Raw genomic sequence first — 11064 nt, forward strand, 5'->3', positions numbered from 1 at the left:
AGAGCCAGGGGCGCAGCCGCATCTCGTAGAAGGCCTGGCGGTCGTCTTCGTGCGACAGGCCGAAGCGGGTGACAAGGCCGGCGAGGTAGCGCGGGGCGCCGCTCTCGGTTTCCATCACGACGGTGGCGGGCTGGCCCAGCAGGGCCTTCGCGTCGATGGCATTGCTGCTGCCCAGCAGCTCGAGGTCGAAGGCATAGGCCTGGCTGAGCGCCTCGCGCCCGGCCAGCCGGTGGAATTGCAGTGCCTCGCCCAGCGGCGTCTGGATGGTGACGCGGCGCTTCACGAGCCGCCACCTTGCAGGAACGTGGTGTCCATGTGACCTCCCTGATCTTTTTCTTCTTCTGGAGAAGAAACTAGCCAATCAACTGTCTGGATGCAATGTGTGTGACAGGACGCATCAAACAGCTGGATTATGCAAGAGGCCTTTACTCATTTCATGGTAATTCGGCACGGATCGGGGCTATTTGATCGCAGTTGCCGAAAGATGTAATCCATACGGGCTACACAGGGCGCATTCCGTGGAGCCCGATGAAACCCTTCGGGTTAACCCGCGAGCGCGCGCATCTCGGCAATCAGGTCGGCCTTGCCCTCGAAACCGATGCCGGGCAGCGGCGGCAGCGTGACGTAGCCGTCCTGCACCTTCACGCCGTCGGGAAAGCCGCCGTAGGGCTGGAACAGGTCAGGGTAGCTCTCGTTGCCGCCCAGCCCGAGGCCCGCCGCAATGGCCAGCGACATCTGGTGGCCGCCGTGCGGAATGCAGCGCGAGGGCGACCAGCCGTAGCTCTTCAGCATGTCGAGCGTGCGCAGGTACTCGACCAGCCCGTAGCTCAAGGCGCAGTCGAACTGCAGCCAGTCGCGATCGGGCCGCATGCCGCCGTGGCGGATGAGGTTGCGCGCGTCCTGCATCGAGAACAGGTTCTCGCCCGTGGCCATGGGGCCGGCGTACACCTCGCCGAGCCTGGCCTGCAGCTCGTAGTCGAGTGGATCGCCGGCTTCCTCGTACCAGAAGAGCGGGTACTGCGAAAGCGCGCGGCCGTAGTCGATGGCGGTGGCCAGGTCGAAGCGGCCATTGGCGTCCACCGCCAGCTGCTGGCCGGGGCCGAGGATCTTCAGCACCGACTCGATGCGCTCGCAGTCCTGCGCGAGCGTGGCGCCGCCGATCTTCATCTTGACCACCGAATAGCCGCGCTCGAGGTAGCTGGCCATCTCGCGCTGCAGGCCCTCGACGCCCTTGCCGGGGTAGTAGTAGCCGCCTGCGGCATAGACGAACACGCGCGGGTTCGGCGTGCCGCTGCCGTAGCGCTCGGCCAGCAGCTGGTAGAGCGGCTTGCCGGCGATCTTGGCGACCGCGTCCCACACGGCCATGTCGATGGTGCCCACGGCCACCGAGCGCTCGCCGTGGCCGCCGGGCTTCTCGTTGATCATCATGCGGGCCCAGATCCTGTGCGGATCGAGGTTGTCACCGGTCTCGTCGACGAGCGAGGCCGGATCGGCCTCGAGCAGGCGCGGCAGGAAGCGCTCGCGGATCAGCCCGCCCTGGCCGTAGCGGCCGTTGGAATTGAAGCCGTAGCCCACCACCGGCCGGCCGTCGCGGATCACGTCGGTGACCACCGCCACGAGGCTCAGGGTCATCTTGGAGAAGTCGATGTAGGCGTTGCGGATGTCCGACTTGATGGGGCGCGTGGACTCGAGGATGTTGACGATCTTCATGGTGCTTGTGCTTGAGAAAAAAGGAACTCAGCGGTGCAGCGACGCACCGCCGCAGATGGCGATGTCCTGGCCGGTGATGGCCGCGGCCGGCGCCGAGAGAAGAAAGGCGACCAGCGCGGCGACTTCCGCGGGCTCGATCAGCCGGCCGATGGGCGGCAGGCGCGGCGCGCTGCCGGCGCGCGCGGGGTCCTGCAGCATCGCGGTCTGCGTGGCGCCGGGCGACACCACGTTGAGGGTGACGCCGCGCTCCGCGACCTCGGCCGCCCAGCTGCGCGCAAGCGCGACCAGCGCCGCCTTGGTGGCGGCGTACTGGCCGCGGCCCGGCATGCCGTGCGCCACGCGGCTGCCGACGAACACCACGCGGCCGTGGCCGCGCGCGGCCATCGCGGGCACCAGCGCATCGGCCAGCCGCGTGGCAGCGTCGACATGCAGGCGCCACATCAATTCGCCGCCGGCATGGTCGAGCTGCCCGAGCGGGCCCACGCGCAGCACGCCGGCCGCATGCACCAGCGCATCGGCGTCCTGAAGAGCAGCCGTGGTGCGCGCGATGGCCGCGGCATCCGACAGGTCGACCGCCGCATGCGCGAAGCCCGGATGCGAGAGCGTCGGCGCCGCGAGGTCGAGCCCGCGCACGCGCCAGCCTTCTTCGAGCAGGCGCGACGCAATGGCGCGGCCGATGCCGCTGCTGCTGCCCGTCACCACGGCATGCGGCGCGGCTTCATCATTCGACACGGATGTTGCCCTCCACGATGATCTTCTTCGAGCGCTCCATGTCGGACTGCTGGAACTTCGCGAAGTCGTCGACGCTGCCCGGCGTCAGCAGCAGGCCCTGCGCGTTCAGCGTTTCGCGCATGTCGGTGCCCAGCGCCTTGTTCACCTCGGCATTGAGCCGCTGCGTGATCGCGGCCGGCAGCCTGGCCGGGCCCCACAGGCCATACCAGCTGTAGAACTCGTAGCCCGGAATGCTCTCGCCCACCGTGGGCACGTTCGGCAGGCTGGTGGCGCGGGCGGCCGATGTGACGGCCACCACGCGCAGCATGCCGCTCTTGTGGTACTGCAGCGAACCCAGGATCGGGTCGATGAAGCCGTCGATCTGCCCGCCGATCAGGTCCTGGAAGGCCGGCGCCGTGCCCTTGTACGGCACGATCAGGTAGTCGAGCCCGCCCGCGCGCTTGAGCAGCTCGGTCGACAGGTGGCCGGCCGAGCCGATTGATCCCACCGCGAAAGTCATCTTGCCCGGGTGCGCCTTGGCGTAGGCGATGAGCGACTTGACGTCGGTGATCGGCAGGTTCTTGTTGATGGCCACCGACAGCGGCGCCCTGGCGACCAGCGCCACCGGTGTGAAGTCCCGGGCAACCTCGTAGGGCACGGACTTCATTGTCATGGGCGCCGTGGTGAAGGTCGAGGCGTTGAACAGCAGCGTGTAGCCGTCGGCCGGCGCCTTCGACACCACGTCGGCGCCGATCACGCCGTTGCCGCCGGGCCGGTTCTCCACGATGAAGGGCTGGCCCAGCTGATCGCCGAGCTTCTGCGCGAGCAGGCGCCCGACGGTGTCGAGCGTGCCGCCGGGCGGGAACGGAATCACCATGCGCACGGGCCGGGTGGGCCAGGGCTGCGCCTGTGCAAAACCGGAGGACGCCGCGGCAAGCGCGAAGGCCGCGAGCGCGGCGCGCAGGAAATGGGTGCGTTGCATGTCTCTTGTCTCCTGATGTTTTTTGGGGGAGGGCGCGTTCTTGCCGGGCGCCTTCCATGTTTTCGCTCAGCGCCTCGACAGCCCGGCCTGCGCGACGGCGGCGCGCAGTGCGTCCATCTCGCGCGCGTTCGGCGCCTCGGTCGGCGGGCGCACCGTGGCGTTGTCGAGCACGCCGGCCAGGTACATGCCGCCCTTCATGCGCGCATGCGCCTCGCCGGTCGGTTCGCCGCCGCCATACACGGCGTCTTTCAGCGGCGTGATCAGGGCCTGCACCGCCATCGCCTTCTTCAGGTCGCCGGCCTTGACCGCGTTCCACAGGTCGATGATCAGTTGCGGAATGAAGGTGGCAAAGCCGACCAGCGCGCCGTCCACGCCCTGCACCATCGAGGCCAGCAGGTACTCGTCGTGGCAGGTGAGGATGGCCTTGGAGGCATCGGCCTCGCGGATCGCCTGGATGTCGCGGGCGTACTTGTTCATGTCGCGCTGCCCGACCTTGAAGGCCTGCAGGTAGGGCAGGCGGGCCAGCTCGGCCAGCAGCTGCGACGAGTAGGACGCGCGGGTCCAGGCCGGGTACACGTGGCAGACCAGGTCGAGCTCCGGCGCGGCGCGGTGGATGGCCTCGAAGTACTGCAGCGCATGGCCGGGCGTGAAGCCGAAGCGCAGCCAGTGGTGCGGCGGCATCACGTCGAGCGCGGCCGCGCCGGCGGCCTGGGCGGCGCGCGCATGTTCGGCGGCCTCGGCCAGGCCTTCGCACACGATCGACGAGATCACCGGCATGCGGCCGCGCAGCTCGTCGGCGACGATGCGGGTCACCTCGGCGCGTTCGGCCGGGGTCAGCGAGAACACCTCGCCGGTGTGGCCGTTGGTCATGACCGCCACCACGCCGTCGTGGCCCGCGAGCCACGAGGCCAGCTTGCGCAGCGCCGGTTCGTCGATGCGGTGGTCGTTGGTGAAGGGGCAGGAAATGGCGGGAATGATCCCGCGATAATTCGCGATGGAAGGCATGCTGTGTCTCCGTTGGGGTTCAAGGTGCAGGACTGCCCGCATCTTTGGCCGGCGGGGCATGCACCGTCCAATACTCGAATCGCATACAACTATTCAATCGCTCGCACCGCGCATGGGCCCCGGCAACCGACCCCTCGACCTCGAATGGCTGGAAGACTTCCTGGCCCTGGCCGAGAGCGGCAATTTCTCGCGCGCGGCGCAGGCGCGTTCCATTGCCCAGCCGGCCTTCAGCCGCCACATCCGCGCGCTCGAGGAATGGGTGGGCGTGGACCTGTTCGACCGCAGCGCGCATCCGGCCGCGCTCACGGCGGCGGGCAAGCGCTTCCAGCCGCTGCTGCAGGAGGTGCTGGCCGCGCTGGAGGCCGCGCGCATCAAGGCGCGTGCGGCGCACGACCTGGCCGCGGCGAGCCTGAGCTTCGCCGCCACGCACGTGCTGTCGCTGACCTTCTTTCCACGCTGGCTGGCCAGCGTGGAGGCGCGGCTGAGCCTGGGGCCGATCCAGACCATCTCGGACAGCTCGCAGGCCTGCGAAGACCTGATGCTGCAGCGCCGCGTGCAGTTCGTGCTGTGCCACGGCCATGCGCGCGCGCCCGGCCGGCTCGACGAGGCGCAGTACCCGATGCAGCGCCTGAGCGACGACGTGCTGGTGCCGGTGGCGGCACCGGACGCGCGCGGTCTGCCGCTCCATGCGCTGGGCACCGGGCAGTCGCCTTCGGTGCTGGCCTACAGCGAGGCCTCGGGCCTGGGGCGGATCATGCGGGCGATCCAGGACAGCGAGTTCGGCAAGGACTTCGCGCCGTCGCTGTCGGTGGTCTTCACGGCCCACCATGCCGCGCTGCTCAGGACCATGGCGCTCGAAGGGCGCGGCCTCGCGTGGCTGCCGATGAGCCTGGTGGCGGAGGACCTGCGCGGCGGCGCGCTGGTGGATGCCGGCGCGGGCGGCTGGCGGGTGCCGGTGGACATCCGGCTGTACCGGCAGCTGGCCCACATGGCGCCGGTGGCCGAGGCGCTGTGGGAGCTGGTGAGGGACGGCGCCTGAGCGCCCTCAGACGCTGCTGAGCGTCGGCAGCAGCGCCAGCAGCGCGCGCACCAGCGGCGAATCGTCCGCCTTGCGCCACACCGCCAAGGTGTCGATGTAGGTTTTCTCGCCCTTGAGCGAGCGGTACGCCACGCCTTCGCGGTGCAACGCCTTGACGCAGGCCGGCACCAGCGCCACGCCCAGCCCGCCGGAGACCAGGCTCACGATGGTGTGCATCTGGCGCGCCGGAAACAGGCGCGGGCTGAAGCCGCGCCGCATGCAGGTGGCCACGATCGCATCGAACACCTGCGGCCCGAAGTGCCGCTCGAAGCCCAGGAAGCGCTCGCCCGAGAATTTTTCGAGTGCGATGCTGCCGGGCCGCACCAGCGGATGCGACTCGGGCATCGCGAGGATCAGCGCATCCTTCTGCACCAGCCGCGAGCCCAGCGAGGCGGGCATGCTGGACGGCTGCAGCACCAGGCCCACGTCGAGCCGGCCGGACTCGACGTCGCCGATGATCTGGTCGGTCGTGCCTTCCCACAGCGCGATCTCGGCCCGCTCGTTCTCGTCCGAGAACTGCCGCAGCACCCGCGGCAGGAAGGAGTAGGCCGGCAGGCTGATGAAGCCGATCGAGATCGACCCCATGAGCCCGGCCGCGGCCTCCTGCGCGCGCCGGCGCAGCGTGTCCATGCCGAGCAGCACCGCGCGCGCATCGCGAAGCGCTTCGTCTCCCGCGCGCGTGATCGCGATGCGGCGCGAGGTGCGCTCGAACAGCGTGACGCCGAGTTCTTCCTCCATCTCCTTGATCGCGAGGCTCACGGGCGGCTGCGACAGGTTCAGGCGTTGCGCCGCGCGCCCGAAGTGCAGCTCTTCGGCCACGGCGACCAGGCAGCGGAGGTGGCGGATTTCCATTGATCTGAATTTTGTATTGATCGATACGAATTCTAAATTTGTTGCTATCGATGTCAACTTCTAGACTTTGCCTCCACCAGCGCCGTCGGTCCGAACGGCGCGGCAAGGAGACAACGCGATGGTCGAGAAACTGATGGGGCTGCCGCGCTCGCGCACGGTGGTGCATCCGGGGCCTTTCCGGCCCGTGCGCATCGATCGCATGCGCGACCAGAAGGGCCGGCACTTCCGGCTTTCGCTGCCCGGCGGCCGCACGCTGCACGAGAGCCTCGTGCAGGCGCTGGCGGACGAAGGCGTGGCCAGCGCATCGATGACGCTGATCGGCGGCGAACTGGCCGAGCTGGGCTTCTGCCTGGCGCTGCCCGATCCCACGGGCCGGGTGCTCGCAACCTACGGCGCACCGCACAGGGTGCACGGCGCCTGCTTCATCTTCGGCAACGCGACGCTCGGCAGTTCCGCCAGCGGCACGCCGGTGGTCCATTGCCACGGCGCCTTCCGCACCGCCGACGGCGCGGTGCGCGGCGGCCACATCCTGACCGACAGGACGGTGGTCGGAAGACGAAACGTCTCCGCCGTGGTCACCGCGCTGGACAGCTTCGAACTGTGCGTGGTCTACGACGACGAAACCCGCATGCCGCTGATGCGGCCCCAGGCCAGGCGCGTCCATGGCTGAGATGCGCCTGATCGAAAGCGGGCGCATGGGCCGCGTGGCCTATGCGCGCATCGCACCGAACGAAGACCTCGTCTCGAGCGTCGAGAAGCTCTGCCTCGCGGAGGGTTTCAGCCATGCGTTCGTGCGCGGCGCGCTGGGCAGCCTCGTCGATGCCTGCCTCGAGCGCGCCGACGGTTCCTGCCAGGTGATCCGCGGTCCCGCCGCCGAGATCGTGAGCCTGGCCGGCGAGGTGCGCTCGCAGCCCGACGGCTCGCTGCGCGCCGCGCTCACCGGCGTGGTGGCGGACACGCACGGCCACCTGTACGGCGGCCCGTTCGTGGCGGGCGCCAACGCCGTCTGCGTCACCTTCGAAGTCACGCTCGAAGAGTGGCTGCCTTCGCCCGACAACCCCTGATTTCGTCCACTGCAGAAATTCCCATCAATGACCGATCTCCCCACTTCATCTGCTTCCCGCGTCGCCGTCGTCACCGGAGGCGCGCGCGGCATCGGCCTGGCCATCGGCCGCTGGTTCCTGGCGCACGGCTACAGCGTCGCGCTGCTCGACATCGACGGCGCCACGCTCGACCAGGCGGTGGCCGAACTCGCGCAGCCTGCAAAGGTGCTTGGCCTGCACTGCGACGTGTCGAAGCCGTCGCAGGTCGAGCACGCGGCAAAGGCCGTGGTCGAGCGCTTCGGCCACGTCGACGCGCTGGTCAACAACGCCGGCGTGGCGGTGTTCAAGCCGGTGCTCCAGACTTCGTTCGAGGAATGGCGTACGGTGCTCGGCACCAACCTGGACGGCGCGTTCCTCTGCACGCAGGCCTTCGGCGCGCTGATGGTCGAACGCGGGAGCGGCGCGGTGGTGAACATCGCCTCGATCTCGGGCCTGCGCGCGAGCACGCTGCGGGTCGCCTACGGCACCAGCAAGGCGGCGCTGATCCACCTGACCAAGCAGCATGCGGTGGAGCTGGGCAATGCGGGCGTGCGCGTGAACGTGATCGCGCCGGGGCCGGTGGAAACCGAGATGGCCAAGCTCGTGCACAGCGTGGCGATCCGTTCCGACTACTACGACACGATTCCGCTGGGCCGCTACGGCACGCCGGAGGAAATGGCCAATGCCGTGGGCTTCCTGTGCAGCGACGACGCGAGCTTCATCAACGGCCAGGTGCTGGCCGTCGATGGCGGCTTCGATGCCGCGGGTGTCGGCCTGCCGACCCTGCGCCGGGGCATGCCCGCGCCCGCCGCCGATCACGCCTGACAAGGAGAACCGCCCAATGACCACCAACGCCTGCATCATCGGCTGGGGACACACGCCTTTCGGCAAGCTCGACGCAGTGGAGAGCGAAGCGCTCATCCGCTCAGCGGTCGAGCCCGCGCTGCAGACCGCGGGCCTCGCCGCGGCCGACATCGACGGCATCTTCGTCGGCCATTTCAACAGCGGCTTCCTGCCGCAGGACTTCAGCGCGTCGCTGGTGGGCCTGGCATTGCCCGAGCTGCGCCACGTTCCCGCGGTGCGCATGGAGAACGCATGCGCCACGGGCTCGGCCGCGATCTGGGCCGCGCTCGATGCGGTGCAGTGCGGGCGCGTGCGGCATGCGCTGGTGGTCGGCTTCGAGATCATGAATGCCGTGCCTGGCCCGCGCATCGCCGAGACGCTGCTGCGCTGCTCCTACGTGAAGGAAGAGGGCGCGACCCCGGCGGGCTTTGCGGGCGTCTTCGGCCAGATCGCGGGCCAGTACTTCGAGCGCTTCGGCGACCAGAGCGATGCGCTGGCCGCCATCTCGGCCAAGAACCACGCCAACGGCGTGCACAACCCTTACGCGCACATGCGGCGCGACCTGGGCTTCGACTTCTGCCGCCAGCCGTCGGAGAAGAATCCGTTCGTCGCCGGTCCGTTGAAGCGCTCCGACTGCTCGCTGGTTTCCGACGGCGCGGCGGCGCTGGTCATCTCGGCCGAGCCGATCGCGTCGGCGGCGGTCCCGGCGGTGCGCTGGCGCTCGCGCACGCAGGTCAACGACTACCTGCCGCTGTCGCGCCGCGACCCGACGCGCTTCGAGGGCGCGGCGCTCGCGTGGCAGCGGGGGCTGGCCGCGGCGGGGCTGTCGCTGCATGACCTGGGCTTTGTCGAGACGCACGACTGCTTCACCATTGCGGAGCTGCTCGAGTACGAGGCCATGGGCCTGGCGCCGCACGGGCAGGGCGCGCGCGTGATCCTCGACGGCGTGAGCCGCAAGGACGGCAAGCTACCGGTCAATCCGTCGGGCGGTCTGAAGTCGCGCGGCCATCCGATCGGCGCCACGGGCGTGTCGCAGCATGTGATGGCGGCCATGCAACTGGCGGGCCTGGCGGGCGACATGCAGGTGGGCTCGGGCAAGCCGGGCGCGGTCTTCAACATGGGCGGCGCCGCAGTTGCCAACTACCTGAGCGTGCTGGAGGTGCACCCGTGAACGAAGCGCGGGCGATGAACCTGTCCGCGCTGCTGTCGCAGACGGCCGCGCTGTTTCCCGACCGGCCGGGGCTGATCCAGGGCGAGCGGCAGTGGACCTGGCGCGAGATCGACGCGCGCGTCGATGCGCTGGTGCAGGCGCTGCGCTCGCTGGGCATGCGGCCGGGCGACAAGCTGCTCGTGATGTCGCGCAACAACCCGGCGCTGTTCGAGAGCTGCTGGGCCGCCTTCCGCCTGGGCGCGGTGTGGGTGCCGGTCAACTTTCGGCTCACGCCGCCGGAGGTCGCCTACCTGGGCAGCGCCAGCGAGGCCAGCGTGATGCTGGCCGAAGACTGCTTTGCCGAGCATGTGGCGGCTGTGAAGGCCGCGTCTTCGCATCTGCGCTCGGTCGTCACCATCGGCCTCCCGCGCGCCGGTGGACATGGCTACGAGCCGCTGCTCGCGGCCAACGCTGGTGCGCCCGCGGCGATGGCGCAGGTCGATGCCGACCAGCCGCTGTGGTACTTCTACACCTCGGGCACCACCGGCCGCCCGAAGGCCGCCGTGCTCACGCACGGGCAGATGGCCTTCGTCGTGACCAATCACCTGGCCGATCTCATCCCGGGCACCACCGAGCACGACTGCTCGATCGCGGTCGCGCCGCTGTCGCATGGCGCGGGCATCCATGCGCTGCTCAACGTGGCGCGCGGTGCGGCCACCGTGCTGCTCGCGTCTGACAGGCTGGAGCCCGCGACCTTCTGGGCACTGGTGGAGCGGCACCGCGTGACCAATGTCTTCACCGTGCCGACCATCGTCAAGATGCTGGTGGAAGACCCGGCCGTCGACCGCTTCGACCACGGCTCGCTGCGCTACGTGGTCTATGCGGGCGCGCCGATGTACCGCGCGGACCAGAAGCGCGCGCTGCAGAAGCTCGGCAAGGTGCTGGTGCAGTACTTCGGCCTGGGCGAGGTCACGGGCTGCATCACGGTGCTGCCGCCGGCCATGCATTCCGCCGACGACGATGATCCGAACGCCCACATCGGCTGCTGCGGCCGGGCCCGCACCGGCATGGAGGTGGCCATCCTCGATGCGCAGATGCAGCCGGTGCCCGCCGGCACCGTCGGCGAGATCTGCTGCCGCGGGCCGGCCGTGTTTGCGGGCTACTTCAACAACCCCGAAGCCACCGGGAAGGCGCTGCGCGGCGGCTGGTTCCACACCGGCGATCTCGGCCGCATGGATGCGCGCGGGCTGCTCTACATCACGGGTCGCGAATCGGACATGTACATCTCGGGCGGCTCGAACGTATACCCGCGCGAGGTCGAAGAAATCCTGCTGATGCATCCGGCCGTGCGCGAGGCGGCGGTGCTCGGCATCGCGGACGAGAAATGGGGCGAGGTGGGCGTGGCGGTGATCGTGGCCTCGCAGCCCGGCCTCACGGCCGAGCAGCTCCTGCAGCACCTGGACGGCCGCTGCGCGAAATACCGCTGGCCGCGGTACATCTTCTTCTGGGATGCGCTGCCGAAGTCCGGCTACGGAAAGGTCGCCAAGGCCGACATCCGCAAGCAGCTGTTCGAACGCGGCGACGTGAAGGAGGCCGCCACCACCTGAGCGCACCCATCGACGCCGCCCCGCACGACCAGATCCATTCACAA

At 69.4% G+C, this 11064-nt stretch carries 12 protein-coding genes; 6 read left to right on the forward strand and 6 right to left on the reverse strand.

Annotated elements, in window-relative coordinates; translation table 11 throughout:
* The 5 genes from IB278_RS27965 to IB278_RS27985 all read right to left on the reverse strand — a co-directional run.
* On the reverse strand, positions 1 to 283 hold a 283-nt coding region (locus IB278_RS27965; RefSeq protein WP_318646718.1), incomplete at its 3' end, for a contractile injection system protein, VgrG/Pvc8 family.
* Positions 284 to 543: 260 nt separating this feature from the next.
* Positions 544 to 1710: a mandelate racemase/muconate lactonizing enzyme family protein gene (locus tag IB278_RS27970; protein ID WP_192326948.1), complete on the reverse strand. Its 1167-nt coding sequence runs from the start codon at positions 1708 to 1710 to the stop codon at positions 544 to 546.
* A gap of 27 nt (positions 1711 to 1737) precedes the next feature.
* Positions 1738 to 2442 carry an SDR family NAD(P)-dependent oxidoreductase gene (locus IB278_RS27975; protein ID WP_192326951.1) on the reverse strand — a complete coding sequence of 235 codons (705 nt, stop codon included), beginning with the start codon at positions 2440 to 2442 and terminating at the stop codon, positions 1738 to 1740.
* A complete protein-coding gene (locus IB278_RS27980) occupies positions 2432 to 3403 on the reverse strand; it encodes a Bug family tripartite tricarboxylate transporter substrate binding protein (protein WP_192326954.1) in 972 nt (323 codons plus the stop codon). Before IB278_RS27980 ends, IB278_RS27975 begins: the two co-directional genes overlap by 11 nt.
* A 66-nt stretch (positions 3404 to 3469) precedes the next feature.
* Complete coding sequence (locus tag IB278_RS27985) at positions 3470 to 4408, reverse strand: dihydrodipicolinate synthase family protein (protein ID WP_145743980.1); 939 nt, start codon at positions 4406 to 4408, stop codon at positions 3470 to 3472.
* A gap of 112 nt (positions 4409 to 4520) precedes the next feature.
* On the opposite strand from IB278_RS27985, the gene IB278_RS27990 reads away from it, so the two are divergent.
* Positions 4521 to 5447, forward strand: a complete 927-nt coding sequence (locus IB278_RS27990) for a LysR family transcriptional regulator (RefSeq protein WP_192326957.1) — start codon at positions 4521 to 4523, stop codon at positions 5445 to 5447.
* Positions 5448 to 5453: 6 nt separating this feature from the next.
* On the opposite strand, the gene IB278_RS27995 is transcribed toward IB278_RS27990, so the two are convergent.
* Positions 5454 to 6338 carry a LysR family transcriptional regulator gene (locus tag IB278_RS27995; protein ID WP_145743984.1) on the reverse strand — a complete coding sequence of 295 codons (885 nt, stop codon included), beginning with the start codon at positions 6336 to 6338 and terminating at the stop codon, positions 5454 to 5456.
* Positions 6339 to 6456: 118 nt separating this feature from the next.
* On the opposite strand from IB278_RS27995, the gene IB278_RS28000 reads away from it, so the two are divergent.
* Genes IB278_RS28000 through IB278_RS28020 form a run of 5 tightly spaced genes read left to right on the forward strand, consistent with a single transcriptional unit; the run spans position 6457 to position 11020 of the window.
* On the forward strand, positions 6457 to 7008 hold the full coding sequence (locus tag IB278_RS28000; RefSeq protein ID WP_192326960.1) for a PPC domain-containing DNA-binding protein: 552 nt from the start codon (positions 6457 to 6459) through the stop codon (positions 7006 to 7008).
* The gene (locus tag IB278_RS28005; RefSeq protein WP_192326963.1) at positions 7001 to 7402 is read left to right on the forward strand and encodes a PPC domain-containing DNA-binding protein; all 402 of its coding nucleotides are present in this window, start codon (positions 7001 to 7003) and stop codon (positions 7400 to 7402) included. The genes IB278_RS28000 and IB278_RS28005 overlap by 8 nt, the downstream gene beginning before the upstream one ends.
* Positions 7403 to 7429: 27 nt before the next feature.
* Entirely contained in the window at positions 7430 to 8245 is an 816-nt protein-coding gene (locus IB278_RS28010) for an SDR family NAD(P)-dependent oxidoreductase (protein WP_192326966.1), read from the forward strand.
* Positions 8246 to 8261: 16 nt separating this feature from the next.
* Entirely contained in the window at positions 8262 to 9434 is a 1173-nt protein-coding gene (locus tag IB278_RS28015) for an acetyl-CoA acetyltransferase (protein ID WP_192326969.1), read from the forward strand.
* Positions 9431 to 11020: an acyl-CoA synthetase gene (locus tag IB278_RS28020; RefSeq protein WP_192326972.1), complete on the forward strand. Its 1590-nt coding sequence runs from the start codon at positions 9431 to 9433 to the stop codon at positions 11018 to 11020. Before IB278_RS28015 ends, IB278_RS28020 begins: the two co-directional genes overlap by 4 nt.
* The last annotated feature ends 44 nt before the right edge of the window (positions 11021 to 11064 follow it).

This window comes from Variovorax sp. VRV01, assembly GCF_014852545.1.
Lineage (GTDB): Bacteria > Pseudomonadota > Gammaproteobacteria > Burkholderiales > Burkholderiaceae_C > Variovorax > Variovorax beijingensis_A.